Raw genomic sequence first — 25,640 nt, 5'->3', positions numbered from 1 at the left:
GCTGCGAATTTTTCAGAACTTGGTCGATCATTTTTAAATTAACTGTCCATAAGTTTCAATGAAATACTCACAGTGCTCCCGCACCGTGAGTATTTTTTATCCTGAAGCAGGACTCATGAAGCCTATATCTTAAAGCTAGATATAATTCGAAGATAAATATCTTCTCAAACAATTATTCAGCTTTTACTAAGATTTTTATATGGTTTCTTTCTTTTAACAGTCCTTCAAAGCCTTCATCAATTACTTCATCAAGAGTGATACGTTTCGTTACAAGTTTATCCGCAGGGAAGTATCCTTGTGCCATTAAACTGATGACAGCTGGGAAGACATCACGATATCCAATGATCCCCGTTACTGTACGTTCCTTCAGAACGATATTTTGAGGATGAATGGATGCTTCTTTCTCAAAAATACTTACAATCATCGTTTCTCCATTGAATTTCGTAGAGTTAATGGCTTGTGTTAAAACTACTGGTACTCCAGTCACTTCAAAAGAAACATGCACTCCGCCATTTGTAAACTGGTGGATTTGCTCTACAACGTCACCATTATTCGGGTCAATCCCGATCGCCCCAAGTTCTTCTGCTTTTTGTCTGCGTTGTTCAGATAATTCAACTGCATAAATTTCCGCTGCACCCGCAGCTTTTAATGCTTCAATAACCAATAAACCGATCGGACCCGTTCCAAATACAGCTACTTTATCGCCGACTTGGACTTTACTTTGTTTAACAGCATGAAGAGCAACAGCTGATGGCTCCACTAGTGCCCCTTGTTCATAAGATACATTTTCCGGAAGCTTATGAATCATATGTTCTGGGATTGAAGCGAATTCAGAAAATCCGCCTCCGCCTCCTGCAAGGCCATAGAATCCCATTTTTGAGCAAAGATTATATTTTCCTTGTTTACAAGCTTCGCATTTTCCACAAGAATAAATTGGTTCTACTGCAACTCGGTCACCCACTTGTACCTTTGTTACCCCTTCACCGACTTCAACCACTTGTCCAGAAAACTCATGTCCCATGACAATAGGGGCTTTATCACCCGTTAATGGATGTGGTGTTTCCGCTGGAATAAAAATAGGACCTGCGGTGTATTCATGTAAATCACTTCCACAAATTCCACACCACTCCACTTTAATTTTTACTTCCCCTTTTTTTGCTGCCGGTTCATCAATATTGTCTAGTCTTAAATCCTTTGCGTTATGCCATCTTAATGCTTTCATTCAACCCATCCCCTATCTTACGTCATTCTTTGGTGTATTTTTTCTACACACTTCTTTAAATGCAAGTTTCGTGCCAACTTCAAAATTGCTACATTGATATAGTTTCTAACTCCTTTATATTGAAAAAAAAGACGGAATGAAACAATTATTCTCAAATTGTTTCATTCCGTCTCATGTTGACTCGTTTTGTCTCACTAAAAGTGGTTGCTCTAGAAAATATATCGAAAAAAGAAGTCCATCGATTCTATCTTTATGATTACAAATCATATTTTTTCATTTTTCGATATAAAGTGGCTCTCGATATTTGTAATTCCTTTGCTGCATTGGATACATGCCCGTTATTTTTGATGAGTGCGTTTTTAATCTTGTTGATTTCTACTTCTTCTCTAAAGTTATTCGCTTCTGTATAAGTATTTGTTAATGATATTTCGCCCAAAGTTGATGTCAATTGTAACAATTCATCATCTGTAGGAACTTTATATTCATATAGTAGTTTGCATCGTTCGAGTGAGTTTTGTAATTCACGGACATTCCCCTGCCATTGGCCCTCGGTAAAGATACTGATTAACCTTTCTCTCCAACGCGGAAACCATTGTTCTTTCAGAAAAAAGCTTTCTATTAAACTTTTTATATCTTCTTTTCTTTCGCGTAATGGAGGTATGGTCATAGGATACACGTAAATTCGATAAAAAAAGTCTTCTCTCATTTTTCCTTGTTTCACTAAGTCCCTTATATCGATATTGGCCGCTGTAATGAGACGGACATTTACCTTTCTTACCTCTGTACCGCCTAAACGCGTTAACTCTTTTTGCTGAAGAACTCTCAATAAAGCTTTTTGCATCGAATGAGAAATATCGCCAATCTCATCAAGAAATAGAGTACCACCTTCTGCTTGTTCAAACTTACCTTTGAAGCCTTTTTTATTCGCTCCTGTAAAGGCACCTGGTTCATAACCAAAAAGTTCACTTTCTAACAACTGTTCAGGTATAGCAGCACAATTTACCTTAACAATAGGACCTGCCCGACGATGACTATTATGATGAATGGCCTCTGCAATTAATTCTTTTCCTACACCTGTTTCACCAAGTATATGAACAGGAGCTTCTGTGGGAGCCACTTTTTCTACTTCTTCTAACAGATTATGATATTTTTTACTTACTCCTTTGACTCCATCAAATCTCAAATTTGAGGTTTGTTCTTTTTCCCCAGAAATTGGAATGCGATAACCAATTACTCTATTTTCTCTTAAGATGGGAATAAGTGTATTTGATAGGTTTAAGTCTCCTTTATCTACTTCTGTAAGCGATAAACCTATCAAACCTTGATAATTAGGAATAAGTTGAGGCGATAAAGCACAAATGGTTTTATCCCATGAACATATAATAGAAGGACTATCTGAATAGAAGTCATTTATTGATAACCATTCAATATCTTCTTGTACCTTCTTTCGCCAAGCCAATGAAATGGTGTCGGCAGCTAACTGTACAGATGATAATACATAATGAACATTACTAGGAGGAGTCATGCTTGAAATATTGAGCACCCCTAACAGTTCTTGATTTTGATTGAGAATCGGAGCAGCAAAGCAGTTCCAAGACTGAGAGGCTCTAGCAAAATGCTCATAGCCATTAACGTTTATCGGTTTTAGCCATCGTTTTACCAGCCCAATCGCATTTGTACCTACTTCCTCCTCAATCCATGTTACTCCCTCTTTAAAGGAAATACGCTCTGCTGCATTTACAATGGAACTTTTACCCGCTCTATACAAAATACATCCATCAGAGTCCGTTAAAATGGTTACATAATTGGAAGCCTTTAAAAATCTTTGTAGTTGTGGAAGAGTCTGTTTTGTCAAACTGATCAATAGTTGATTCTCTTTTATTTTTTTTTCGAAGTCTTCTCTATTTAAAATTTTCGTGGCAACTCCATCATACGGATTCACGTTATGTTGTCTGCATAATTGCCAAGACTGGAGAATTTCATATGACAAATTTCGTTCATCGATCGAACCTTCTTGTACAAAACTCATCCAAGTTTGTTTTGTCACAACTGCACTAGTCATTCAAGAAAAACCTCCTAAAGAGCAATACCTTTAGTTTAGTATTTTAGATTCAATATCCATACTATCTTGTATTAATTATACATAATTTAGGTAGTTTTTCTTCTGTACCTAATTAGGTAATTGTAACCATCCTTAACCTAGTATTCTTTAAAGCTTATAAACTGACAAACTATATATCTTCATCTATGCTTTTCTTTTTAGTACCTATTTTGTTATAAAATGGGCAGCAAGTATGATTAGAGAATTAATACCTATGAGGAAAATCAATTTCAATATTAAAATCCTTACTACCTTCGAACCCGTTTTTCTTTGAGAATTTCAACGTCTTGATATCCAATTATATCCAATAATATTTATCGAGTAATATATCTGCCAATTTAGTTTGAGCTGTTTTAAGGTTTTAGTTTACATTTGCATAAGCTAAAATAAATTGCATTTTATTATCCCAAGAGGAGTAAAAACCCGGCTGCTGCGGGCGTTGAAATCATCGTTATTTTTAAAACTGGTTTTGGGGCAAAGTTGGTGAATTTCGCGCCAATATAGGCACCAGTCATCGAACCGACTAATATTTGTATAAGAAGAATCACATCAACATATCCGCCCGTACTAAATCCAAGGCCGCCGCCAATCGCAATTGGAAGAATGACCAGCATCGTGGTTCCGATAGAGTGACGGACAGATAATCCTAAAAAGATCATTAATCCAAGCTGGATAAATGGTGCAGCTCCGATACCGAAAGACCCTTCCATCAGACCGGAAAGCAGCCCCAGAAAAATTGCTCGAATCCAAAATCCGTAATTATTTTCTGAAGCAGCTGAGGCCTCCTGCACGGCTGAAGACTGTTTTGTTGCAAATAATGAAATCACAATATCAGTGAATGAGGTTTCTACCGGTGCAACAGAGCAAGCTCACAACACCAATCATTTGGCAGAAGAGATAGATAGCTTATCTGAAAAAATTGAACATGCAAGTGAGTATTCAAAACAAATTGAGAGCCGTTCGATGGATACGAAAGACCTTAGTGAGCAAGGTAATATTACAATGAAGAATTTATATATTAAAAATGAAGAAATCACACAATCATTTCATTCAATTATTAATATGATTACAACTTTACAGAACAAATCAAAAGACATAGGGGATATTGTTGGAGTTATAGATGAAATATCAGATAAAACAAGACTATTATCACTCAATGCAGCTATTGAAGCTGCAAGAGCTGGTGAACACGGAAAAGGGTTTGCTGTTGTGGCGGACGAAGTGAAAAAATTATCTGATCAATCAATTAACTCTACATCAGAAATTTCTAATATTGTTAAAGATATTCAAAATGAAATCGAAAAAACCTTTGAAGCCGTTAAGATAACAGATATAATCGTACAAAATAATAAGAGTAACATGAAAGAAACACAAGAAATTTTCGATTCTATCGTCAAAAGAATAGATGAAATTACAGATGAGATTAAATCGATATCTAATGCCTTTATAGATATGAAAAATCAAAAAGATTCTCTAGTAAAAGAAGTCGAATCTATTGCTAATATATCAGAAGAAACAGCAGCAGCTTCTGAAGAAATCAGTGCGACAATCGAAGAACAAAATAATATTAACAATAAAGTATATGAGGCAATCACCGAATTACAATTATTGGTAAATAATTTGAATCAATCTATATCAGTGTTCAAAATAAACAATAAAATGTAATACAGTATTAAAAGTGTAATAGGCTCTATGGTATTAAAAGTAAGCTCTCTATTTGAAAAAATTAATAAAAAAGTCCTTTACTAATGCCCTCTGTTTATATGGAGGGCATTTCTATTTGACAATGGAATTTTAACATATTCCATTAAAGGGCCATGTTGTTGATTAAGTGTTCGACGTATAAAAATTGCGAAGGAATGTATTTGAACTACGTAACAGGTTTAGAAGATAATTCACAACAAAGGGGATAAAAAGTGGATTTATTATCTTGGATAGCTGTTGGGTTCATCATAATCGGATTTGTTATTCTTGCTTTTATAACAAGAAATATGGAAACTGAGGTCCTTCAAAGTTCTGCTACCCAATCCATAGAAAGCAGCAGTTTACTACAATAAGGAAGGCGAGTGAGGGAATGAAATTCAATGCTTTAGTTCCGGAATTATCAGTTAAGGACATTAAAAGGTCGAAGTGGTTTTATATAGAGATACTTGGTTTTCAATTAGAATATGAGAGAGCAGATGCTAAATTTGCTTTTCTATCACTTAACAGAGCGCAGATTATAATTGAAGAAATTAACGGATTTTGGAATACCGGGTTGTTAGAATATCCATTTGGCAGAGGCATTAACTTTCAAATACTTACTGATGATATTCAAACCATTGCAGAAAGGTTAATTCAAAATGAAATTTTGCTATTCAGAGAACCTACTGTTAATGAATATAAAAGTAATGAGACAGTAATCAAAAAACTTGAATTTCTCGTTCAAGATCCAGATGGTTATTTGTTAAGTTTTTCGCAACAAATTAGTAGTTAATTCATTAGTCAAATTTCGATTTATAGAGTATAGCCCCACTTTTTCTGCCATGTTTTTCTATAAAACCAACCATCCCATCTTCACTAAACTGTTTAACCCATCCTTGTATGTTTTTTCGATGAGTGTTTAATTCTTTGGAAACAACTGCAAAATTCTTTGTTTGATGATATAAATCCACTGCATAAGTCTCTACTTTTTTCTCCATAAAAAACGCCCCCTAGTAGACAGATTAATGCACTTTTTAAAACATGTCTACTATAAGGAGAGCATATCATAACAAGGATCAGCGCGTAACGAAGCTTTTTAATATGGCTCTTCACCGTAATATATGGTTGACGCATGACTTACTTGTATTCGTCAAAAGGCGTTTTTCGTATACAATAAAGAAGATATTACAGCTTACGAATTAGACTTAATAAAGATAAATGCTTATAAAAATCAATGTACATCATGCTACACCATAACAATGAAATTCCACGAACAATACATGAATTAATGTGAGTGCAAGGTGCAATTTTTAACGCATTGCCCCATCAGTTGCTGCAATTAATAATTCAAGTTGTCTTATATTAATCATCTTCTTATTAGTAGCAATGAGCAAGTACGATCTTCCATTAAACGGCGCTTTTCTGAAACATAGGTACTGCAAAAGTGTAGGTATCGAAAAATAAATGGTTTTAAATAAAATATCTTCAATATGAAAATGGGGATAAAAGGTGTGTAGCTAATGAACAAAGATAAGATCATTAGAACTTTTGATAAACAAGCAAAAATATATGAAAAGAGAAGAAGGATACGGTCGGAAAGAAAATGGAGAGAAAGATTGCTCTCATCTACAAGAGGGAATGTGCTGGAGGTAGCAGTTGGTGCAGGAGCAAACTTTCATTATTATCCTCAAGGATTGAAAGTGACTGGAGTTGACTTCAGTGAGGAAATGTTAAAGAAAGCACAAGAAGCTGCGATTGAAGAAGGCATAGACGCCCAATTTATACTTTCTGATGTTGAATCCTTTTCGTTTGAGGACAATTCATTTGATACGGTTATCTCTACATTATCGATGTGTGGATATGAAAATCCTACGAAAGTACTAAATTCATTTAATAAGTGGTGTAAACCTGACGGGAAAATTCTTTTATTAGAACATGGAAAAAGCTCAAATACTATGATTGGTTGCATTCAAACGATGTTAAATCCACTTTATAGAAAGATCGTAGGTTGCGAATTAAATCGTGATATCCTTCACATCATAGAGCACTCTGACATTCACGTTGAGAGGATGGAACATTATCTGACTGGTACAGTTCATTTAGTATGGGCCAAACCAAATAAGCATATTTACATACTATAATGCTGAAACATTGCCATATTACGAAAAGAAATGCAGTTTGATGAGGCATTACAAAGGAGGAAGATTTATGTCCCAAAACGTAGGACCAAGAAGAATAATTTTAGATTTAGCAGTAACTTTAGATGGATTTATTGAGGGGAAAAATGGGGAAGTTGACTGGTGTATCATGGACTCTGAGATGGGTTTTGTTAATTTCTTAAATCAAATTGATACTATTTTATATGGAAGAAAAAGCTACGACTTATGGGGACAATTTACTCCAGAAGTTGAAGTTACTGATACTGAAAAAGAAATTTGGGAATTAGTTCATAGTAAAGAAAAATACGTGTTTTCCAAATCGCAAAAATGGACAGATAATAAAGCAATACTCATAAATGATAATATTTTTGAAGAAGTAAATAAATTAAAGAATAAGTCTGGTAAAGATATCTGGCTATATGGTGGAGCAAGTCTTATAACAACTTTTATCAATTTAGGGCTTGTTGATGAATTTAGATTATCTGTTCACCCTGTTATTTTGGGAGAAGGAAAACCGATGTTTATAAATATAAACGAGAGAATTAATTTAAAAATGGTTAATACAAGAACCTTCTCTTCTGGCGTTGTGCAACTAATCTATCATTTGAATAGAAATTAATAAATTATGAGAAAGAGCCTTTCCTTAATAGGGAGGCTCATTACTTATATCTCTTACGAGTAGTGATCAGCACTTCCCATGGCTGGAATAGTGATCGTAGCCACAGTTAATGCAGCATTTTACCTAGTCTAGCTACTTCGAATCCCTCTATTCTTTATGGTCCCTGTTCACCGTGTAGATCCCGATTTGTTTCGTATTTTTATTCGTCTACAAATAAATACTACGAAAAAAGAACCTCCAGATAATTGGATGTTCTATTTTTTCTCGTTATATATCAACATTAAACGTTAACAGAGCCTTATGATAAAATGGTTTGAAATACTATAAAAACTTTATTTATGAATAGGAGAAATACTATGGAACAACAAACCATCATTCCGAAATCAATTGATGAATATATTTTACAATTTCCTCAAGAGATTCAAGAAATACTAAAAACATTAAGAAAGGTTATAAAGGAATCAGCGCCAAATGCTGAGGAAAAAATAAGTTATGCAATGCCTACTTTTGTTTTAAATGGAAATCTGGTACATTTTGCTGCATACAAAAACCATATAGGGTTTTATCCAACTCCAAGCGGAATTAATACATTTAAACAGGAATTATCGGGATATAAGACATCGAAAGGCGCAGTGCAATTTCCTATAGGAAAACCCATCCCTTATGGATTAATTAGTAAAATCGTGAAATTTAGAGTTGACGAAAACAAAAGTAAAGCTGAAGGGAAAATAAAAAAGAAGGAATAATTTTATTGCTATTATTTAGGGGGAGAGTCGCTTTCTTTCCAATATCAAGTAGATAAAGATTGTGCAGAAATGTACTTAAACGAATAGGTGCATTAACACAACAAGGAATACAAGTTAAAGAGCCTTAAATATGCAAGTTTCTATACATTTCTTGTATTTATAGGCTCATTTGTAACTGCTAAACTAAAATCAACAGTTTCCGCCAGATAGAAATGAACACTTTTTTACCAAAAAGATCAACAGTTGGGATAATATGATTCTTGTAATCATTGCTTAACTGGGGGATTGGAAAGGTGGAAAAATTGCAGTTATTCATCGAGATTCATCAATTAAAAGATCAAGGGTTTAAGATTGCAGCTATTGCAAAAAAGTTAGGGATTTCAAGGAACACAGTTTATAAGTTTTTGAAAATGACTTTTAAGGAAGCTTCTGATTGGGTGATATCTTCTCAAAGCCGGCATAAGAAGCTTGATCCCTATCGTGATCAAATATTAGGTTGGTTAAAGGAACACCCAGATTTATCTTCTGCGCAAGTGGAGGATTGGCTAAAAGAGCACCAACCTCAACTAGCTGTTGGAGGTAGTACTGTGAGAGGTTATGTAAGTGAAATCAGGGATTTTTATCACATACCTAAAGTGGTTCGTATTCGTGATCATGAAGCTGTGGAGGAGTTGCCACTCGGACAGCAGGTTCAAGTGGATTGGGGAGAAATAACGGTTAAGAAGCAGGATAAAACATTTGTGAAATTGTACTTTATTACTTTTGTACTCTCTCATTCTCGCTTTAAATATGTGGAATGGCAAGATAGACCATTTACCACAAGAGATACGATTCGGTGCCATGAAAAAGCATTTCAATTTTTCGGAGGAATTCCAAAGGAAATTGTTTATGATCTGGACCACCTAATAACTGTAAGTGAAAATGCGGGAGATATAATATTGACTGGAGATTTTCAATCATATAAACAAGAGCGTGGATTTCGAATCTATTTATGTAGGAAAGCTGATCCCCAAAGTAAAGGTAAGGTAGAAAATGTGGTAAAGTTCGTAAAAATGAACTTCGCGAAAAATAGAGTATTTCCTAATCTTGATTCTTGGAATGAAAAATGTTTAGCGTGGCTAAAACGAACGGGTAATTATAATGTTCATCACACAACGAAAAAGAGACCGGTTGAAGTGCACGCCCTCGAAAAGCAACACTTAAAACCTGTCTCCGCCCTGTTTTCTTACGAAAACAACCTTGGTTCAAGTATAACAAGAACTGTTCATAAGGACAATATTATCAAATATAAATCAAATCGATATTCCGTTCCGCTAGGAACTTATCGTCCTAGAGGAGATAATAAGGTTTATTTAGAGGTAAAAGGCGAAGAACTAATTATAAGGGCAGATCTTGAAGGCGAGGTACTGGCTAAACATACGCTTAGTCACGGAAAAGGTGAATTGATTAAGAACCGACAACATTCAAGAGATCGATCAAAAGGAATCCAAGCTTATAAGGAAACCATTGTACGCCAGTTTGATGATCAGGAAAAAGCCCAAAAGTTTATTAATGAAGTAGCCCAAAGGTATCCAAGATATATCAGGGACCAGTTACAAATCATCCAATACGTCATTACTCACTTCCGTTCCGAAATAGAGGAAGCCCTCGCTGTTTGTATCGAAAAGCAGCTGTGGAGTGCAAATGATTTCCGCGATATTGCACTTCACTTTACAAGATTAAAAGAAGAAAAGGCCCCATCCGATCAGTCAATGAAAAAATCAAAAATTGACAGCCCCGCAATAAAAGCTACTGCAGTAACTAGAGGAATGGATTATTACACAAGTGCAATGGGAGGCGTATCATGATGACAGTTTCTGTACATACACTGCAAGAACAATTCCGCCATCTTCGGATGGTGGAAACGGCTGATGAGCTGCCAATGCTTCTTCGGAATGCCGAAAAATCGTCCTGGACTTATCTGGAGTTTCTTGAAAAGCTGCTTCACCATGAATTGACACGACGCGAAGAAAAAAATATGGAAAAGCGTCTAAAATGGGCTAAATTCCCTTATCTCAAGACACTTGATGAATTTAATGTGGAGGACCAAATATCCGTAAGTGCCCGTCAATTAAATCAATTGAAAGAACTAAATTGGCTTGAACAACAGTATAATATGATTTTATTGGGCCCGCCTGGGACTGGAAAAACTCATATTAGTATCGGACTTGGCTATGAAGCTATTCAAAAAGGATATAAAGTATCGTTTTCTACAATGGGTGAGCTTGTTCAACTATTGAAAACGGAAGAGTATATTCGTAAGTCCCAAACGCAGCTAAAAAGATTAAAAGAAGCAGATTTGGTTATTATTGATGATTTAATGTATATGGCAATGGATCAAAGAGAAGCTAACCTATTTTTCCATTTGATTAATCATCTTTATGAGCGCAGCTCAGTCATTTTGACCTCTAATAAGGGACCAGAACAATGGGGTGAGTTAATGGGTGATCAAGGAATTACAACAGCCATTCTTGACCGACTTCTCCATCGAGTAGAGGTTATTCAACTAAATGAAAATGACAGCTATAGAATTAAGCATCGAACTACCATTTTTAGCAAAGAAAGTGTTCAAAATTAATTAGCAAAAAGTGTTCAAAACTACTTGACGGTTACATCATTTTCTAATACTGCCATGAACAGCATTTTTCGATTGCCAAAACACGTAAAATCCTAAATTTTAAGTAAAACACATTATATCCCAATTAAAAAATCCCTCAAAACGATTGTCTGAGGGAATAAAAAATCATTTTAATTTAATGTAAAACACATTTAGAACAAAATTATTTAGTATTTTTTACGGAATTGGGATAAGGTTTATGATACCTATCATTTCGTTAGCTTTACCTTATATCTGAGAACTGTTCTTAATTTATCCGGTTCTACTCTTCTGAAATCGGATAGATAAATTTCTCGATGTGTTAAACAAGCTCTTTCAAGTTGATTCGTGATTACAAACTCATTCATTTTCTCAAAAGTTTGTGGTTCTTCATCATATGAGCCTACATGGAGCATTTGTACAGACAGACCGTCTTCAACTGAATCGAATGTCACTTCATTTAGCAGCGGATGTGGTTTCTTTTTCCTCACCCTTTCCATCGCTCTCTCTACAACTTCTTCCGTTACAAAGTCTGGTTGTCTGATCATAATCGTATACAGCAATTCATTTTTATCTAAAGTTTCTATTATTCTTCCTTTCTCTGTCAAATCCCATATCCCTTCTAAAGGGTAAACAGTATATTCGAAATAGCCGTCCGGAGTATATCCTTGTTTCGGCATCATTCGAATAGCGTAAGCTAACGAATAAAGAACTCCTATTCTTTCGGAAAAATCCTCTTTATTGGGATCCCCTTTTCCCTTTATCATAAGGAAGTTTTGCTTTGAGACTGTGACCAATTCAGGTTTTTGCTTAGGCATATATAGATCTTTCTCGTTCTTTCTCCATTCATATTTCATTTAGAAAACTCCCGCGATTAGATTTTTGATTTGAGGTGTAACAAGGGGTATGTATGTAATCTTTCAAATTACCTATCCACCGGTCTGGGGGACATTGCCACCCCTATTAAATAATCCTGCTCCTTAAGTGAAAAAGCTTTCCTCAATATTACAGAAATGCTGCGTTAATTTAAGTTCATCTTTTCACGACACAGTTAAGCAGGAATCGAATTACGAGGAAACTGCAATTAGAAATAAAATTAAGTATTATTCCATTTGTTCTATACTTTTTTGCACTATTGCCACCATATCATCTTCGGCACCAAGACTAAAGTTTAAAAAAACACCTTGTCCCCCGCCAGCACCAATTGCTGAAATAAAAATATTACTGTTATAACCTACCACAGTAAGGCTCAAACTTGCTCTGTTTCCATTTCTCATAAAATATTTATCATAAACCCGAACTGCTATTTTTGTCTCTCCAATAGTGTAGTTGCTTTCATCAACTAATCTCATACTTATTCCATTATTACCAATATCGTTTTGCAATTGATTAACGACTTTCTCAAATTGACCAACAATTGTCTTTTCATACTTTGCCATGATTACCCTATCCTCCCCCATAATAATTTTTTCTTTATATAACACGATTGTTTCTTGTATGGATTTATTTTATGAAAAATTAACAATATTTTACGGTAAATGCAGATCCCTGTTGTGATTTATTATTGAATAAACCTGCCCCTTCAATAAGAAATGCTATTCTCTTTCTTGAAGAATAGCACCACCCGTCAATAAATTTTTATATTGTTGAACAAATTTTCTTAAACATTTATATATCCTTCTAAATAAGATACAGCTTCTCCAGACATTTTTACCGTTTCACCTAAATCAGTACAAAATAGCTTTCCGCCTCTTTCTGATAATTGCAATGCGACAAATTCATTTTTATTCAATTTATTCTTCCAATACGGAACTAACGTACAATGAGCTGAACCAGTAACGGGGTCTTCATCTATTCCTGCCTTTGGTGCAAAAAATCTTGATACGAAATCTGCTTCTTTTCCTTTAGCTGTCACTATTACACCAAAACCGTCCAGTTTTTTTAGTTCATCCATATTTAGTTCAAGATCTAAAATATCTTGTTCTGCATCAAATACCGCCAAATAATCTCTTGCCTTATAGACCTCTTTAGGTTCTTTGCCTAAACCTTTAATCAGTTCCTCTGGAGTATCACATTTTTCTCCTTCCCTAGAAGGAAAACTCAATGTAAATAGACCGCCATCCTTCGATACTTCTAAAAGTCCACTTTTTGTATAAAACTTTACATTCTTTATATTTTCATCTAAATATGTGCAGATTACATAAGCAGACGCTAATGTGGCGTGTCCACATAAGTCTATTTCCCCTATTGGAGTGAACCATCTTAACTCATATTCAGCATCTTTTTTTACAAAAAAGGCGGTTTCAGATAAATTATTTTCTGCTGCAATCTTTTGCATTAAGTCATCCTCTATCCATTCGTTTAATGGACATACTGCCGCTGGGTTTCCTTTAAATTGTTCGTTTGTAAAAGCATCAATCTGATAAATTGGGATTCTCATTTTCTTAATCTCCTTGTTGTTCATTTAAACTAAACCCGCTTATTTCTCCCATAGCTCAACCAGTCTGCCTTCAGGATCTTTAATCCAAATAAACTTACCATATTCATTAATCTTTTTTTCCATTACAAGAGGTACACCAACTTGTTCAAGATGCTTAATCGTCTCGTTTAGATTATAAACTTGGAAATTTAACATCACTTGCTGTTCTGTTGGGAAATAACTGTTATCTTCAGTAAATAAGGAAAAGATAGTTTCATTTTCCGTATGGGGTTTTATAATGGTCCCATTCCAATTTTCCATTTCAATCTTTAGCACTTCACTGTACCATTTTTTTACAGCTTCTAGATTTTTAGTCCTCCAAAATATTCCCCCGAAACCTTTAATCATCATAATAAACTCGCTCCAATCTCTAATTTGATTTTTCCATTTAACTTAGAAATTCAAGAAATAAAAATAAATACCTTCTTCATACAGGTAGTTAAACAGGTTTGATTGTTGTTTCACCATAAAAAAGAAGTCTATCGCTAGACTTCTTTTTTCACCTTATTTATTTTTCAACTCCAACACTGCGACATTTACCACATGACTTTAATAGTGATCGCAGGTAGTATGGTTTTATTATTCATTCTCTAGCATAAAGTTATCAAGCAATGCACGTACTTCATCTGTTGATTTCGTGTTCATCAATTGATTTCTTAATTCACCAGCTCCACGGAATCCTTTGACATAAATTTTGAAAAAGCGATGAAGGCCTGAGATTGAACGTGGCAGTTCTTCCGCATATTGATCTTGAAGATCAAGCTGCAGTCTTAAAAGATCTAGGTATTCTTTACTGCTATGTTCTTTTGGCTCTTTTTCAAAAGCAAAAGGATTTTTAAAAATACCTCGCCCGATCATAACTCCATCAATACCATATTGTTCAGCCAGCTGCAAGCCAGTTTGACGGTCAGGAATATCACCATTGATCGTCAAAAGCGTATCTGGTGCAATCGCGTCACGAAGTTTCTTTATCTCCGGAATCAGCTCCCAATGAGCTTCGACTTGGCTCATTTCTTGTCTTGTACGCAAATGAATAGAAAGATTGGCAATATCTTGTTTCAATATATGTGTTAGCCAGTCCTGCCACTCTTCTACATCCGTGTAACCAAGCCTTGTTTTCACACTTACAGGCAATCCTCCTGCTTTTGCTGCTTGTATTAAATCTGCTGCAACTTCCGGACGAAGAATCAGACCGGCTCCCTTCCCATTCGATGTCACATTAGGTACAGGACAGCCCATATTGATATCGATCCCCCGAAATCCTAGTTCAGCCATACCGATACTCATTTTCCGAAAGTTTTCTGGCCTATCCCCCCATATATGAGCCACAATAGGTTGTTCATCCTCTGTAAAAGTCAAACGCCCACGCACACTTTGCTTCCCATCTGGGTGACAATAACTCTCGCTGTTTGTAAACTCAGTAAAAAACACATCCGGTCTGGCCGCTTTACTCACTACATGGCGAAAAACAACATCCGTCACATCTTCCATTGGTGCAAGTACAAAAAACGGCCTTGGTAATTCGTTCCAAAAATTTTCTTTCATATATAAACTCAAACCTCTCTTATAAGAGTCAAACTCTCGTCTCTAAATTAAATGGCAAAAAACTCATGCTTCTTCTACACATAATCCAATGAATAAGTAAACCTAATAGTATACCTATACTATAATATCTATAGTTGCCTTCGTTGACAATTTCATTATCCCGGAAGACTTATATTATTTGTATGACAAAAACTGGTACCGTACATTATGAATTTTGTTATAAAAGATATCTAAATTTTGGAGAAAGATAATCACTAAAATGCTGCGTTTTATTCTACTATTTCAAAAAGCAACTGTAAAAATACAACTGTACCCATATTAAATTTAAATGATTTATACCCCGCTCTTTTTCCTCTAATGTCTAAAATAATTGAATCCATCGATTTCCTCTAAAAGTATCTATCATGTACTACAATAAATGGCTGTTGTTTCATTACTATAATGCTAATAAACAAAGAAAATAGACCATCAAATATAGTAACAATTTAGTGGTCTATTTTCTATACATTTTTTTAGTTTTGACAGATAACAGAATCCGTTCCTATCTATTGTATTAAATTAGTGAAACACTAATAATGTTTGTGCATAAATTATTTGAGCTTACAGGAAAATTAATTATATTCAATTCCCATGTGATTTTCATCGTAATATACCCAATAATCTTCACTAATTCTTATTCGTCCATCAGAATAAATCTCTGAAACTTCGTAAACACCTCCATCTCCTAAATAATATTCTGTTTCAATATTTTTACCTTTATATACTGGTATATTAGCAAAAAACACATTTACGGTTGCAACTCCATTAAAACTCTCTTGCGGATATTCCCTTTTTGTACGTTCAAACTTCACATCCTGATCCCCGGCAATACTAACAACATATCCATTTGCTAATAATACCGAACCATCAGCCATTTCATCTACTACTTCCCATTTTGTTTTTCCTGGCAATACTTCTTCCCAATTTGGACTAATTATATATTCAAAATAATTAGATTCACTATTCACATAAAGATACCCTATCATATTCGGATTATTAGCTGGGCCAGACAATACGTATTCATCATTGTTTTGTTCTGACGTAGTCTTCTCATTATTTTGCTCGTGTATTCCTTTTTCTTTGAAGTAGTCATCGAGTTTTTTACTTGCTGACTGCATTAAAGAAATGGCTTCATTCCATTGATCAATATTACGAACATAATTAATGTCTATAGAATTTATCAATTGACGAAATCCTTCTCGGTACTCACCCGAAGCCAATTCCTCATTAATAATTTCTAATAGTTCTAATGTGTGACGGTGATCTAAATTATTAATAAATCCATTCTCTAATATGTTTCCATCAATTGTATTAACTACACAATCTACCTCTTTTTTCAAATAATAATACTCGTACATTTCATATTTTATTTGAGTTTGAGGATAGACGATAATTTCTATCGTTTTTTTATCACCATTAGTAGGGAGTGGTGGTTCAGCAAAGTTTTCTAGATAATCTGATAAATAGCTGCAATATGGCGTAACATGTACATTAATTGTAAAAGGTTCGTTTGCATCTAGCCACGCCTGGTGTTCAGCTTCCTGTTCCTTTTTAAACTCCTCAAATTCAATTTCCCGCTGCAGAGCTTCTTTCTGTTCCTGTTGTTGATTATAGATTACAAAAGCAATAATCAGAATCGTAACAGGCGCTACTACAAACAGCATTATTTGCATAAACTTGATTTTTCGGTATTGGTTTACTTTATTCTTTGCTTCATCATGCCCTTTTTCAGCTGCTTGAAGGAAATAGTCATACGCTTTTCTTTTATTTTTCTTTATTTCATTAAGTAGTCCTGATTCGTAAGCCGATACTATATGTCCTCCACTTGCAGCAATTTCAAAATGGTGTCGGGCTTTTTCACGTTCTGAATGTAAATAGTACGTACCGAGAAGATAATGAGATATGGTATCTTCGTTTTCTTTAACGAAACGCTCTAATATATGTTTGTGGTGATTTTGGTTAATAGCAATTTTATTGTTATTGTATAAATCAACCATGAGAGACACTGCATCTTGATGTCCTTGTTGATCCGCCTTTTTTAACCACTCCATCGCTTTCTGATAGTTTTGGGCAATACCTAATCCATAATAATAGTGCTCTGCAATATTAAATAATCGATCTTTATCGTTCTTCCCGTTACTTACGTCGCTTATTAAATGACGGAATGAAACATACTGGTCAATATTCTCCTTGAATTCGTGATAGCTTTGATCCGAATCTTCAAGTTTATTTAAATGGATTAATTCATTAAACTCATACGTTATGTAAAAATCAATTAAAGGCAGCTGTTTTTCAGGCATTGAGCTTGGCATTATTTTTTTCTTTAAGTCTTGTGGAAAGGGATTGTTACTCGGTTTATTTTTTAAATATAACGTAAATGAGTTAATATACTTTTTGAAAAATTGTTCATATACAAGTTGCGTACAATTACTAGAATTCGTTAACGTATCTAACAATTTATTTGGTACGTTTAAGCCCTGAGATGAAACAAACTGTGTATATGTATGAATGATTGCTAATGTTGTCCCTGAAATCACTTCATCTTTTGTTCGATAAACTCTTGATCTCTTTTCAATGGATAAAAAATTTTGAATATATTTTGTAAAGTGACTTACTGTCGAACCTCGAAGTGCAATCGCTTTTTCTGGTTCCTTACTTACAGCATGTTCAGTACATAAAATATAACGTATAATAACATCATTTACCTCGAAGTATGGGATCTGCCCCATTCCTACATAGGTATTTTGAAATAATTTGCTATATGCAAAATGCTTTTTCTGTTCGGGCAACGCCTCAATTTGTTTCGCAATACTATGGAATGTTTGAGCAGCACTATCAATGCCAAGTACTTTCGCTAAATCAAAATCGGTATTTGCCGCTTTCAATAAAGCAGCATAATTCTTTTCTGCATGAACCCAATCATTCTGATCAACAGCTTCCTTTGCTTGCCTTTTTAACTGTTGAATATAACGCTCGCTATCTTTCTCATATTGATGATTCTTTTTCACAATGATCGTTTTCTCAATTGGATTAACATCAATAAATCCCCAACCAATTTGTGGTAAATCACCCTTTAGATATTCCATCAATCCTATGTATGTATGGCTAAAGAAATAAATTAAATATTTCCCAATAGAGGCTGTATACGCATGAACAAAATTATCTATTTCATTAAGAGACTGTAATACATGCCATACAGCTTGCTCTACTTGAGAAGACGGGTTATTTGCTGAACGTAAAGCTGTTCGAGTCGCTATTCCTCCAAGCGGACCAGCAAGCATCGAAGCTAACAGTCCTGCCCCAAAGATAAATATTTCATCTTCAGAGTTAGTGGCATTGCCTTTATTTAAAACCTCGAATAATTGCTTATAGCTTGTATTGTAAGTTTCAATTTTTCGAATGAGTTCATCATTCCATTGAAGCAAATCATCTGCAAGTACTTGAAATACTTGATGCGACAAACGATATCGTTCTGCAATATCAGCTATGCCGCTGGACGTTAATTGATTAAATGTATATGTATAATGCTCTTGTATTTTTATTAAACGTTTGGCGTGAAAAGTTTGGTTTAAACTACTTGCTATCTTACTAGGTTCAATGGATTGAAGAGCTGTCGAAAATTTCTGAGCATCTTTTATCGTTTCCTTCATTTGCTGCAAAGAGGTAAACGATTGCGTAATATTTTGACTGTATGCTCGCCAATTTTTCATTAACTCATCATATATTGCATCCACTTCAATTTGAACGAGTAATTCTATATTTTTCAACTGCTGTTCTGATAATGTTGGTCTTTCAAATCGAATATCATATAATCCTACAACAAGATCTTCCGCCTTAATAAGTTCCAAATCAACACCACCTATAAGAAGTCAAATAAAGCTTGTGCTTCATAATAATCGAAAGCATCAAACAAGATGGTATTAAAACCAGCAAAATCAAATGAACTAAAATGTGTTTCAATTGGATTATATGTAAAAGTAAAATGATCACTGGCTAATTTAGATTGACCTATTACCTCACCAGATGAAATGAAGTCATAACCGCCAAACACATTAGAAAAAGCATCAATTTGTTCTCCGGTAAAAGCTAGTTCCGTAAAGCCATTCGGCATATCATGCACATAAGAAATTGTATTCCCACTAAAATCATGCAGAATTGAAAAATCCTGCACTTCATTAGTAGCAGCAATCATGTTCATATGTTCGTTATAAAGCGTATAATCATTGGACGTTTCTGATATAAATCCTAACGTATTCCCCAATTCATCTGTTATTAAAAGTTCTTCGTTAATCCATGGATATACATTGACAGTCTGTTCATCCATTGTTTTTAATAACAAACCTAGTTTTTTTTGCGGGTATAAAGTTTCTAGAAAATCCATACTAAACCTCCTGTTTTTAGGTCTTTAATCATATTAACACTACTATCCTACCAATACCATACAATGAAGGGGGGCAATTCCAGTATTTTAAATAGTTTTTTCACTAGTGTTACATTAATTTGATTTGATTTTCTTGAACGTCCAAATTTTCATTTTTTTCATTTTATCCAAAGAAAAAAACCTTTATAATGGATTAATCTGGTAATTCAGTCCAAATCCATCAAAAATTAGAGCAACGTAATCCGATCTCTAAAGCGTTAAATAGTTTGGAAAAAGTTCTTCTAAATTTGAAGACAAATTCATTTGTTGTTCCTGAATCTTCATCTTCAATGGTAGATTCTATATGTACAATATGGTAGATTAAATTAACCGATAATCAATACCTTTTAAAAAATCACTTAACATGCTAAAACCGGAAGGAATTCTTATGACAAAAGCAATTTCTCTTTATACGAACGACACCCCTTTATTTGCGTTGAAGGAAGTAGAACAACGAGTTGTACTAAATTATGTTTCAATCCAAGCTAACTCCAATAAATTTTATTTGATAGAATTTCAGGAAGGGGTAGGAGAATACTCTTACCGCATTTATACTGAATACGGACGGATGGGAAGTTCTCCAAGAAAACAAGAGAGGTATTTTCTAACTCGCTTGGAAGCTAAGAATGCATTTGAAAAGATTCTTTCTTCTAAACGGAAAAAAGGGTATGAATTAATTGTGATAGATGAAGAATGGGACGAATCTTCTCTCATACCAATCAGAGCTCCTTTTCAAAGAAAAACAACTCACCCGATTTCCCAAGCCCCCCTTTTTTCTATTCATACCCAATTAGGGAAACTTTCAGAGATTCAGCTTTATAGAGGGATTCAAATACTAACTGAAATTGAAGAGAAGATACAAAATGGCAACACAGATGTTATTCATCTGTCCAATCAATTTTATTCGGTTATTCCTGTTGTGTTTGGAAATCAAATAGACAAAATCCATCTATTGGATAATTTCAAGAAGGTACAAGCAAAAAAAGAATGGTTGAATCAAATGATCTCAGCTTCATCTTATGAATATTGAGTGAAGAAACAAAGAATTCTTTTTAGACTTTATTAATATTTCAAGTTAGGCTGAGATGCACCCTATGTCCAGATTTTATGCGGCGACACAAGGGGAATCGGTAATTCTTCCCAAAGCTTAATACTACTGCCTATCCTAGATCAGCCATTTTCCTTCGACTTTCGCCTATTCAACAGCAATTGTGTCCTTATAATCCATATTTTCATTCTCCAATTCCAGAGATTCATGATAAATACGATTCTTCATTCCATTGTACACACTAGAATAATTCAATAATGAGTTTTGCATTAGATATTGTGGCTGTCACGCCTCGAAAAGTCTTGTTCCATAGATGTTTCACAAGAATAACACACAAAAAAAGCCCAATCATTAAGGATTTGAGCTTCTTCTATCAACTAAATTAATCTTCGCAATCGCCTCACAATGGCATAGATGGATGGCAGATTATATAAATGTAGTAGTGTTTTTCAAAGTCGATGATGAATTTATTAATGAGAAAAATGTCTTCTTGTTAAATTTCGACACTCGTTTCAAGACAACTAAACAGTCATTTTCCAACTTGATAAGGTCAGCCAGTTTTCCTTTTCCTTATAGTCAGGCATTATTTTTCCGACAAGTCGCCAGAAGGATCGGTCGTGATTCAGATGCACCATATGGCACATTTCGTGAACGACTACATAGTCAATAACCTCCCGTGGTGCCATTGCCAGTCTCCAATTAAATGTTAACTGCAGCTTTGAATCGCAAGTTCCCCATGTCGTTTTGCTATCCGAGATGCGAATAGAACGTGGTTTTGTTTTGAAGTTGCTTTGATAAGCGGAAATACTCTTTTCCACTAAAGCCTTACACTGCTTGTAATAAAATCGTTTCAAAGCCTGTTTTATTTTTTCAATGTCAGGCTCCTTTACATAAATATGGAGCTTACCGTTTTCAAACACTACATTTTCTTGCGTAATATTGGTATCTTGGAAGATCTGTATAGGATAATGGTTTCCTAAATAAAGAAAACTCTCACCATATTCATAAACTTTTTTCTGTGGCCCCAGCAGCCTATCCTTCATTTCGTTTAATTTTAGCTGTATAAGATCCCATTTTTCTTCTACTAATTGAAGCACTATATCATCAGGTGTCCCTTTTGGAGCCTGGACTTCAACATTTCCATAACTATCGATTGTCATTCCTATAGAGGTACGATTTTTGTACTTGATTTCCAAACGGATTGTCTCACCTAAGTATGTATGTATCATGTTATCCCCTGTATTTGGTCGCCAATCCTTTTAAGAAGTTCCTGGCAAATTTATCTCCGCACTCCTTATAATTCTTATGCCCTTCTTTTCTTAATAAAGCGCCCAGCTCTCCTTTTGTAACAGTGATTCCTGCACTATCGAATAGATCCAACATATCCTCAGTCGTTAAGGCTAATGCTATTTTTACTTTCTTTAATAGGAGATTATTAACATTTGCACTTTTAGTTACAGACGGTTCTGGCGCAGCAGACTGCCCTGGTTTCGGCTCTTGCCTTCCTCTTTTATAAATAATAAAACCATTTAAAAATGAATCTAACATACTGTTATTACATTTGATTTGATCGTCATTTTCTTCTTCATACACGTCTGATTTTGTAAGAATCTTTATTACTTCTGGTACTGTTACATCCACTCCCCCAAGTTTAAAGATCTCAGCCATTTCTTTATTTTTAATTTCCAGCGCATATCTCAAGCGGATTAAAATATCGTTATTATCCACAATAAACCTCCATATAAAAAATTAGTGTCAATCCTTTGTTCCAACAAAGGTACTGACCAATTGATAAATATCATACTACCTCATCGTAAATCTAATTTCAAAAAAATAATAGGAAACACCCAATGGGTTAGAAAATTATCTTCGCAACCGCCTCACAGTGTGCGCGTAGTGTGGCAACATATGATGGGTGCTGAAGGTTACAGGATTTATATGTGCCTCGGTTGTCATCAGTTATTGATGGCGGCGGTTACTATTTAGCTTCTCGCCCTGTCACTCTTTCATTGATCGGTTGGAATAAACTTGGTCAGAGGTTGCGGAAGAAATACGATGAATATTAGGAATATTGATGAATGATCAGGTAAAAATGAAAATCGGCCATGAATAGTATTTTTAAAACAAAAAAGCAGTTGGTATAGATTTTTTCTATATCAACTGCTTTTCTATAATACCAACTCCAACCACCGCGACCGCTCTTAATAGCCAGGAACTGTTCGCCATTAGTGAAGGGTGGGAAAAATGTGTCAGTCCCCTGTCATTCTTATTATCTTTAGGCTAACGTCTAAATACGCATGAGTGCGCCATTAGGCTTTGGTAACTCTTGATCTGTTATCTGATTCATTTTACAAAAATGTTCAAAAAATTGTTGTCCCAGCTCCCGTTCCTTTGGATCACTTTTCAACGAAACGATATCAAGCAAAATTTGAGCCATCCAAGAATTATCAAAATAACGGTATTTACCTGTATTCCATGTCATTTTGTGGGGGAATTTTTTATTTACATAGTATTTCCAGAAAAGCATTTGATCCGATTCCTGTTCTGTAAGTTGGAGTTTGTATTTTGAATGAGCAGGAATATATCCATCTTCACAAAGCTTACCGACAAAATTTTCATTCACCATATAGACACCTAAGATACGTCTGTCTTTTTCTGGCATGCTGGGATCTATTGCCGTTAACAGGACAGCGCTATTTTGGTGCAAGCGAATGGGTTTGTTTGGCTTCCCCTTGTTATTACCGCTTTTTATTAAGCCTGAAAAAACCTTCCACTCCGACAAAGAACTATTCTGTTCTTCTGTGTCACACCAATATACCATTTGTGATTCGGGATGAAGTTTATGATTTTTCATCAGTTTTTCATGTTCCAAACGAAGTTCCAGATTTTTTTGTTGCAGCTTTTTTTCCTCTTCCTTCTTCCATTCTTCCTCTTTTCGTTCCATTTCCTTTTTTTGTATTATTTTTTCTAGTGAATTTGCAATCCTTTTATCATGCAGTGTTAAGTGCTTTCCAAATACATCGGGGAAAACAAACTTTTTATTTTCCGATGCGAAATGTATTTCAATACTAGAATCATTATGATTAACGATACTACCCGTGCCAAAACGCTTGTGTGTAACTTTCTCATTGATTAGATTCATTATTCTAGTCCTCCTTGTAGAATAAAAACTCGGTTACTATTAGATAGTAAATTGATAATTTTATTCAACTAACTTCCTTCAAAGCTCACACGACTGTTTGAATTTTCCTTTGGTTTAGAAAAGGATATTAAAAAAACGTATCCATCATTCTATCTGCGAAAAAATACAGCGGAATTCGGAATACGATTAAAAAAACAATTATAAGACTATTATAACATTTTTTGAAAAAACCACAAATTTCTTATTGACAACACATTTTATTGTGGGGTAAAATAAAACTTTATTCTCTGCACTTATTCAAATCCGCTATGAAATAAAGGCCTCCCAAAAGTCGCGAAACTTCTGGAAAGCCCCTATAATTAACTACTTGTTATTACCGGTGATAAGTGGATTGATTCCACGATTAAACTTTTAAATAACCCACATCCCTTATCGGAAACCTGTTTTTTCTGTTATAACTAAATGCGATAATGGCTTGGATGTTGATGGCAGATGGATATGGGTGTAGTAAAGTATACCTTAACTTAGTACTTACTTCCGCACTTCCATATTTTCAAAATCAATATTTAATTTATTAGCAAGAAAAAAATCACTGCCAATAATCCCGTCAAATCCATGCATTTCCCGAACATCGCCAAGCTGTATAGTAAAATTATTAAGTTGAAACTCTTCAATTTTTATTCCGCTCACTTTTTGTTCAATTCAGATATCAGTTCCGCCAATTCCATACATCTTTCTTGTAATGGGTTTTCTAAATCCAGCAACAGTCCTATTTCTTCACATAGGTCCGTATCTAAAATGGTTGAAGCACAGCCAGTATCAAGCAGCACGTTGCTAAATGTCTTCTTCATTCCATTGTATTCAATCTCAACAGAAACTAGAGGCAATTGCTCAACCATTTCAAATTTCATACTCTTCTTCGCACTCCTATATATGGCTGCTCAATTACCTTTATTTCCTTTTTATTCGTGTGAAAGATATATAATTCACGGTTTTGATTTTCTGCATGTAACTTTTTGTATACCTTCCATGCTGCATTGCCGTTCTCAAAATCATCAATCACTGACATTTCCTCAATGGTTCTTTCGTTTCCTCTTGTTTCTGATTTTAATGCTTCAACTAGGACACAACGTTCTGGAAAATGCTGACGTACTTCAGACCATTTCATTTACTTGCGCCTCCGTTTCAGTTCAATTTGCCATAAATTATAACATGCTTAGATTTGATAATTTATTATTTTCTATACGCTTTGAAAACTATTCTTGAAATTAATATTAATGGAAACCGAGGTGATCATATGGAGTATTGGTTTTAATTTTTTTGAATGGAAAAGAGGAAATATGGCAGAAGCACTTTTGTTACAAAAAGATCCGGGGATTTTATTGTAGAGCATGGTGTTCGCAAAGAGAAAGTACTGGACCAAGTAAACCTATACACAGGCATTAAAAAACTAACCAAAATATACTCTAACTCGCCCCTCTATTCGTGCCGTCTCTAAACAGTTTTGAATAAAGTCCAGTATTTGTTTTTGATCCCAATTTGAGGAATCGTTTTCTGCTGATGAATCACCATGATTATAAAATTGCTTGTAATCATCTATTGCTTTTTCAATTTGTTGGATCGAAAAGGAAGTACTTCCTCCTGACCCACTAACTCCTGCATAATATTTATGCGCATTAAGCAGCCTATACAGTATTAAAGCATTATAATTCCCCATACTGAAACGTGCATAAGCAATTTCTTGTCCTGCTTTATTAAATCCTGAAATATCGTGACCCATAATCATGCTCCTTTTTATTTAA

General features: G+C 34.7%; 27 protein-coding genes. 9 read left to right on the top strand and 18 right to left on the bottom strand.

All coding sequences use genetic code 11. The features are described 5' to 3' along the window. Positions 1-172: 172 nt before the first annotated feature. The 3 genes from RRV45_RS03395 to RRV45_RS03385 all read right to left on the bottom strand — a co-directional run bounded on the left by RRV45_RS03395 (position 173) and on the right by RRV45_RS03385 (position 4,150). Positions 173-1,222 (bottom strand): 2,3-butanediol dehydrogenase, encoded by a 1,050-nt coding sequence (locus tag RRV45_RS03395; RefSeq protein WP_315667338.1) that lies wholly within the window; start codon positions 1,220-1,222, stop codon positions 173-175. A gap of 256 nt (positions 1,223-1,478) precedes the next feature. After that, positions 1,479-3,284 (bottom strand): sigma-54-dependent Fis family transcriptional regulator, encoded by a 1,806-nt coding sequence (locus tag RRV45_RS03390; RefSeq protein ID WP_315667337.1) that lies wholly within the window; start codon positions 3,282-3,284, stop codon positions 1,479-1,481. Between the two features lie 440 nt (positions 3,285-3,724). Next, entirely contained in the window at positions 3,725-4,150 is a 426-nt protein-coding gene (locus tag RRV45_RS03385) for a TSUP family transporter (RefSeq protein ID WP_410489326.1), read from the bottom strand. Between the two features lie 136 nt (positions 4,151-4,286). Between RRV45_RS03385 and RRV45_RS03380 the strand changes: the two genes are divergently transcribed. The 3 genes from RRV45_RS03380 to RRV45_RS03370 all read left to right on the top strand — a co-directional run bounded on the left by RRV45_RS03380 (position 4,287) and on the right by RRV45_RS03370 (position 5,799). Continuing rightward, positions 4,287-4,988: a methyl-accepting chemotaxis protein gene (locus tag RRV45_RS03380; protein ID WP_410489356.1), complete on the top strand. Its 702-nt coding sequence runs from the start codon at positions 4,287-4,289 to the stop codon at positions 4,986-4,988. 251 nt (positions 4,989-5,239) lie between these two features. Then, positions 5,240-5,380, top strand: coding sequence for a hypothetical protein (locus tag RRV45_RS03375; protein ID WP_315667333.1), 141 nt, complete (start codon positions 5,240-5,242; stop codon positions 5,378-5,380). A 17-nt stretch (positions 5,381-5,397) separates the two neighbouring features. Next, entirely contained in the window at positions 5,398-5,799 is a 402-nt protein-coding gene (locus RRV45_RS03370; RefSeq protein ID WP_315667332.1) for a bleomycin resistance protein, read from the top strand. A gap of 4 nt (positions 5,800-5,803) precedes the next feature. On the opposite strand, the gene RRV45_RS03365 is transcribed toward RRV45_RS03370, so the two are convergent. Next, entirely contained in the window at positions 5,804-6,004 is a 201-nt protein-coding gene (locus RRV45_RS03365) for a helix-turn-helix domain-containing protein (protein WP_315667331.1), read from the bottom strand. A 522-nt stretch (positions 6,005-6,526) separates the two neighbouring features. On the opposite strand from RRV45_RS03365, the gene RRV45_RS03360 reads away from it, so the two are divergent. The 5 genes from RRV45_RS03360 to istB all read left to right on the top strand — a co-directional run bounded on the left by RRV45_RS03360 (position 6,527) and on the right by istB (position 11,147). Continuing rightward, positions 6,527-7,147: a class I SAM-dependent methyltransferase gene (locus RRV45_RS03360; RefSeq protein WP_315667330.1), complete on the top strand. Its 621-nt coding sequence runs from the start codon at positions 6,527-6,529 to the stop codon at positions 7,145-7,147. Positions 7,148-7,214: 67 nt separating this feature from the next. Next, complete coding sequence (locus RRV45_RS03355; RefSeq protein ID WP_315667329.1) at positions 7,215-7,784, top strand: dihydrofolate reductase family protein; 570 nt, start codon at positions 7,215-7,217, stop codon at positions 7,782-7,784. Positions 7,785-8,140: 356 nt separating this feature from the next. After that, entirely contained in the window at positions 8,141-8,530 is a 390-nt protein-coding gene (locus RRV45_RS03350) for an iron chaperone (RefSeq protein ID WP_315667328.1), read from the top strand. A 293-nt stretch (positions 8,531-8,823) separates the two neighbouring features. Next, the gene (istA, locus tag RRV45_RS03345) at positions 8,824-10,377 is read left to right on the top strand and encodes an IS21 family transposase (protein WP_315667327.1); all 1,554 of its coding nucleotides are present in this window, start codon (positions 8,824-8,826) and stop codon (positions 10,375-10,377) included. After that, on the top strand, positions 10,377-11,147 hold the full coding sequence (gene istB, locus RRV45_RS03340) for an IS21-like element helper ATPase IstB (RefSeq protein WP_315668918.1): 771 nt from the start codon (positions 10,377-10,379) through the stop codon (positions 11,145-11,147). The genes istA and istB overlap by 1 nt, the downstream gene beginning before the upstream one ends. 248 nt (positions 11,148-11,395) lie before the next feature. Here the strand turns inward: istB and RRV45_RS03335 are convergent, their stop codons facing one another. From RRV45_RS03335 to RRV45_RS03305, 7 genes are all read right to left on the bottom strand, one after another. Beyond that, the gene (locus tag RRV45_RS03335) at positions 11,396-12,022 is read right to left on the bottom strand and encodes a GyrI-like domain-containing protein (RefSeq protein ID WP_315667325.1); all 627 of its coding nucleotides are present in this window, start codon (positions 12,020-12,022) and stop codon (positions 11,396-11,398) included. Positions 12,023-12,268: 246 nt separating this feature from the next. Then, positions 12,269-12,604: a DUF6054 family protein gene (locus RRV45_RS03330; RefSeq protein ID WP_315667324.1), complete on the bottom strand. Its 336-nt coding sequence runs from the start codon at positions 12,602-12,604 to the stop codon at positions 12,269-12,271. A 221-nt stretch (positions 12,605-12,825) separates the two neighbouring features. After that, positions 12,826-13,605, bottom strand: a complete 780-nt coding sequence (locus RRV45_RS03325; protein WP_315667323.1) for a PhzF family phenazine biosynthesis protein — start codon at positions 13,603-13,605, stop codon at positions 12,826-12,828. A gap of 39 nt (positions 13,606-13,644) precedes the next feature. Beyond that, positions 13,645-13,992: a VOC family protein gene (locus tag RRV45_RS03320; RefSeq protein WP_315668917.1), complete on the bottom strand. Its 348-nt coding sequence runs from the start codon at positions 13,990-13,992 to the stop codon at positions 13,645-13,647. Between the two features lie 231 nt (positions 13,993-14,223). Beyond that, positions 14,224-15,189 (bottom strand): tRNA dihydrouridine synthase, encoded by a 966-nt coding sequence (locus RRV45_RS03315; RefSeq protein WP_315667322.1) that lies wholly within the window; start codon positions 15,187-15,189, stop codon positions 14,224-14,226. A 611-nt stretch (positions 15,190-15,800) separates the two neighbouring features. Beyond that, complete coding sequence (locus RRV45_RS03310) at positions 15,801-19,076, bottom strand: tetratricopeptide repeat protein (RefSeq protein WP_315667321.1); 3,276 nt, start codon at positions 19,074-19,076, stop codon at positions 15,801-15,803. 11 nt (positions 19,077-19,087) lie between these two features. Beyond that, positions 19,088-19,609, bottom strand: coding sequence for a hypothetical protein (locus RRV45_RS03305; protein ID WP_315667320.1), 522 nt, complete (start codon positions 19,607-19,609; stop codon positions 19,088-19,090). Between the two features lie 427 nt (positions 19,610-20,036). On the opposite strand from RRV45_RS03305, the gene RRV45_RS03300 reads away from it, so the two are divergent. Then, positions 20,037-20,678, top strand: coding sequence for a WGR domain-containing protein (locus RRV45_RS03300; RefSeq protein WP_315667319.1), 642 nt, complete (start codon positions 20,037-20,039; stop codon positions 20,676-20,678). Between the two features lie 539 nt (positions 20,679-21,217). On the opposite strand, the gene RRV45_RS03295 is transcribed toward RRV45_RS03300, so the two are convergent. From RRV45_RS03295 to RRV45_RS03265, 7 genes are all read right to left on the bottom strand, one after another. Next, a complete protein-coding gene (locus RRV45_RS03295) occupies positions 21,218-21,925 on the bottom strand; it encodes a M48 family metallopeptidase (RefSeq protein ID WP_315667318.1) in 708 nt (235 codons plus the stop codon). Between the two features lies 1 nt (position 21,926). Further along, entirely contained in the window at positions 21,927-22,424 is a 498-nt protein-coding gene (locus tag RRV45_RS03290; RefSeq protein ID WP_315667317.1) for a YehS family protein, read from the bottom strand. 559 nt (positions 22,425-22,983) lie between these two features. Beyond that, positions 22,984-23,838, bottom strand: coding sequence for a malate synthase (locus RRV45_RS03285; RefSeq protein ID WP_315667316.1), 855 nt, complete (start codon positions 23,836-23,838; stop codon positions 22,984-22,986). Between the two features lie 531 nt (positions 23,839-24,369). Further along, positions 24,370-24,528: a hypothetical protein gene (locus tag RRV45_RS03280; protein ID WP_315667315.1), complete on the bottom strand. Its 159-nt coding sequence runs from the start codon at positions 24,526-24,528 to the stop codon at positions 24,370-24,372. Next, positions 24,525-24,749, bottom strand: a complete 225-nt coding sequence (locus tag RRV45_RS03275; protein WP_315667314.1) for a pepsin/retropepsin-like aspartic protease family protein — start codon at positions 24,747-24,749, stop codon at positions 24,525-24,527. The genes RRV45_RS03280 and RRV45_RS03275 overlap by 4 nt, the downstream gene beginning before the upstream one ends. Then, positions 24,746-25,006, bottom strand: coding sequence for a hypothetical protein (locus RRV45_RS03270; protein ID WP_315667313.1), 261 nt, complete (start codon positions 25,004-25,006; stop codon positions 24,746-24,748). The genes RRV45_RS03275 and RRV45_RS03270 overlap by 4 nt, the downstream gene beginning before the upstream one ends. 282 nt (positions 25,007-25,288) lie before the next feature. Beyond that, positions 25,289-25,618, bottom strand: coding sequence for a hypothetical protein (locus tag RRV45_RS03265; protein ID WP_315667312.1), 330 nt, complete (start codon positions 25,616-25,618; stop codon positions 25,289-25,291). Positions 25,619-25,640 lie beyond the last annotated feature (22 nt).

This window comes from Bacillus sp. DTU_2020_1000418_1_SI_GHA_SEK_038, from assembly GCF_032341175.1.
In the GTDB taxonomy this organism is placed as follows: domain Bacteria; phylum Bacillota; class Bacilli; order Bacillales; family Cytobacillaceae; genus Cytobacillus.
The sequence above is the reverse complement of the archived record's forward strand: the minus strand, read 5'-3'. Positions and strand labels throughout refer to the sequence as shown.

What these genes read in the sequence shown, in the direction of transcription:
- RRV45_RS03395 (WP_315667338.1), bottom strand. Translation starts at nt 1,222, where the DNA reads ATGAAAGCATTAAGATGGCATAACGCAAAGGATTTAAGACTAGACAAT.
- RRV45_RS03390 (WP_315667337.1), bottom strand. Translation starts at nt 3,284, where the DNA reads ATGACTAGTGCAGTTGTGACAAAACAAACTTGGATGAGTTTTGTACAA.
- RRV45_RS03380 (WP_410489356.1), top strand. Translation starts at nt 4,287, where the DNA reads ATGGATACGAAAGACCTTAGTGAGCAAGGTAATATTACAATGAAGAAT.
- RRV45_RS03370 (WP_315667332.1), top strand. Translation starts at nt 5,398, where the DNA reads ATGAAATTCAATGCTTTAGTTCCGGAATTATCAGTTAAGGACATTAAA.
- RRV45_RS03365 (WP_315667331.1), bottom strand. Translation starts at nt 6,004, where the DNA reads ATGGAGAAAAAAGTAGAGACTTATGCAGTGGATTTATATCATCAAACA.
- RRV45_RS03360 (WP_315667330.1), top strand. Translation starts at nt 6,527, where the DNA reads ATGAACAAAGATAAGATCATTAGAACTTTTGATAAACAAGCAAAAATA.
- RRV45_RS03355 (WP_315667329.1), top strand. Translation starts at nt 7,215, where the DNA reads ATGTCCCAAAACGTAGGACCAAGAAGAATAATTTTAGATTTAGCAGTA.
- RRV45_RS03350 (WP_315667328.1), top strand. Translation starts at nt 8,141, where the DNA reads ATGGAACAACAAACCATCATTCCGAAATCAATTGATGAATATATTTTA.
- istB (WP_315668918.1), top strand. Translation starts at nt 10,377, where the DNA reads ATGACAGTTTCTGTACATACACTGCAAGAACAATTCCGCCATCTTCGG.
- RRV45_RS03335 (WP_315667325.1), bottom strand. Translation starts at nt 12,022, where the DNA reads ATGAAATATGAATGGAGAAAGAACGAGAAAGATCTATATATGCCTAAG.
- RRV45_RS03330 (WP_315667324.1), bottom strand. Translation starts at nt 12,604, where the DNA reads ATGGCAAAGTATGAAAAGACAATTGTTGGTCAATTTGAGAAAGTCGTT.
- RRV45_RS03325 (WP_315667323.1), bottom strand. Translation starts at nt 13,605, where the DNA reads ATGAGAATCCCAATTTATCAGATTGATGCTTTTACAAACGAACAATTT.
- RRV45_RS03320 (WP_315668917.1), bottom strand. Translation starts at nt 13,992, where the DNA reads ATGATTAAAGGTTTCGGGGGAATATTTTGGAGGACTAAAAATCTAGAA.
- RRV45_RS03315 (WP_315667322.1), bottom strand. Translation starts at nt 15,189, where the DNA reads ATGAAAGAAAATTTTTGGAACGAATTACCAAGGCCGTTTTTTGTACTT.
- RRV45_RS03305 (WP_315667320.1), bottom strand. Translation starts at nt 19,609, where the DNA reads ATGGATTTTCTAGAAACTTTATACCCGCAAAAAAAACTAGGTTTGTTA.
- RRV45_RS03300 (WP_315667319.1), top strand. Translation starts at nt 20,037, where the DNA reads ATGACAAAAGCAATTTCTCTTTATACGAACGACACCCCTTTATTTGCG.
- RRV45_RS03295 (WP_315667318.1), bottom strand. Translation starts at nt 21,925, where the DNA reads ATGATACATACATACTTAGGTGAGACAATCCGTTTGGAAATCAAGTAC.
- RRV45_RS03285 (WP_315667316.1), bottom strand. Translation starts at nt 23,838, where the DNA reads ATGAATCTAATCAATGAGAAAGTTACACACAAGCGTTTTGGCACGGGT.
- RRV45_RS03275 (WP_315667314.1), bottom strand. Translation starts at nt 24,749, where the DNA reads ATGAAATTTGAAATGGTTGAGCAATTGCCTCTAGTTTCTGTTGAGATT.
- RRV45_RS03270 (WP_315667313.1), bottom strand. Translation starts at nt 25,006, where the DNA reads ATGAAATGGTCTGAAGTACGTCAGCATTTTCCAGAACGTTGTGTCCTA.
- RRV45_RS03265 (WP_315667312.1), bottom strand. Translation starts at nt 25,618, where the DNA reads ATGGGTCACGATATTTCAGGATTTAATAAAGCAGGACAAGAAATTGCT.